Origin of the sequence: Pseudoalteromonas sp. 5Ae-yellow, from assembly GCF_014077565.1 — a bacterium.
In the GTDB taxonomy this organism is placed as follows: domain Bacteria; phylum Pseudomonadota; class Gammaproteobacteria; order Enterobacterales; family Alteromonadaceae; genus Pseudoalteromonas.
In genome coordinates this window covers 1-1,406 of record NZ_JACGWD010000146.1, presented here as the reverse complement: position 1 = coordinate 1,406, position 1,406 = coordinate 1, and the positions used below count along the sequence as shown (strand labels likewise).

Genomic DNA, 1,406 nt, shown 5'->3' with positions numbered 1-1,406 from the left:
GTCATAGGTAAGATCTTAAGAAATTGAGTTGAAGCTCAATTCATGATCAAATGGTTATTACCACACAAACCACAGAATCAAGAAAAGAGCTTCAAATGAATGCTAACATTTTTATTAATAAGTTAAAAAGTATCCTAAGTGAAAAAAAACTGAACCGACTTGGTAAACAAGTAGCATTTACTAAAAGAGAAAGAAATATTACCGCATTTCATATGGTTGTTAGTCTTGTTGCTGCGCTTGGGGATAAAAAAACGATCTATTTATCCGAAATATTAAGAGTTTATAATCAGCTAACAGGGCAGTCTATTAAGTATAAGCCTTTTCATAACCAGTTAGTTAAACCTGAACTAGCTGAACTAATGCGAGAGGTAACAAATAGAGTTTTTAATTGTTGGATAAATGATGCGCTTAAGTACACGAAAAAAGATTTGTTCAAGTTTGAGAATATTTTAATTCAGGACGGTAGCTCTATTATGCTTCATCGTTCTTTAAAAGATGTTTTTCCTGGGCGATTTTCAAATACGTGTCCAGCAGCGATTGAATTGCATGCTACTTTAAATTTAACGCAAGGTTGCTTTGAAAAAGCAGGTATAACACCAGACAGTTATTCTGAACGTGAAGAACTTCCAACATTTAAAGAGTTGAAAGGACAGTTGTTACTTGCTGATAGAGGGTATTATTCAGGTAGTTATATTCATGAATTAGATAAAGCAGGAGGATTTTACGTATTAAGAGCTAAGGGGTTAAAAGCAGTCAGAGTACATAATGCTTTTAAGCAAAATGGACAGGAATTAACAGGAAGTCATTCCCCAAAGTTATGTGAATTGCTCCCCGAATTACCTAAAAATGATCTTATTGATATGAATGTTAGCATAAAAAACAAGCTAACAAGAGTCGTTGGGTATTGGTCAAAAAAAGAAAAATAATATACATTTTTAGTCACTAATTTATCTATTGATGAATTTACAGCGACTGAAATAGGCAAATTATATAGGTTACGCTGGCAGGTTGAATTACTTTTTAAGGAGTGTAAGTCTTATAATAATTTACGCGGCTTTCAAACATCAAACGCAACCTTACAAGAGGCGCTAATTTATGTAAGTTTAATAGTAACCACGCTTAAAAGGTTTTTAACTGGCTGTATTGAAAAGATATTCAAAACTGAAATGTCTACAATGACAGTAGCAAAAACAACGGGTGTTTGGTGGATTGGCATATTAACAGCGATTATTAGGAAGCATAGGAAAGGATTGTTAAATGCAGTTAATGCAGCATTTGACTTTCTGAGGAAAAATGCAGCTAGGGCACACCCCAAACGCGATCGAAAAACAGGAGTATTTCAGTATGGGGTAGAGCCAAATTTTTAAGGCTGTACTTAATATTTTTCTTAAGTACCTACCTATGAC

Annotated in this window: 1 protein-coding gene and 1 pseudogene; both read left to right on the top strand. The window is 33.8% G+C overall.

Annotated features, from left to right (window positions below; all coding sequences use genetic code 11):
• The first annotated feature begins 95 nt into the window (after positions 1 to 95).
• Positions 96 to 926, top strand: a complete 831-nt coding sequence (locus tag H4J63_RS19695) for an IS4 family transposase (protein WP_259365858.1) — start codon at positions 96 to 98, stop codon at positions 924 to 926.
• 24 nt (positions 927 to 950) lie between these two features.
• A pseudogene (locus H4J63_RS20450) lies at positions 951 to 1,367 on the top strand (transposase); the annotation flags it as partial.
• Positions 1,368 to 1,406 lie beyond the last annotated feature (39 nt).

Coding starts and splice junctions, on each gene's coding strand:
- H4J63_RS19695 (WP_259365858.1), top strand. CDS start 96: ATGAATGCTAACATTTTTATTAATAAGTTAAAAAGTATCCTAAGTGAA.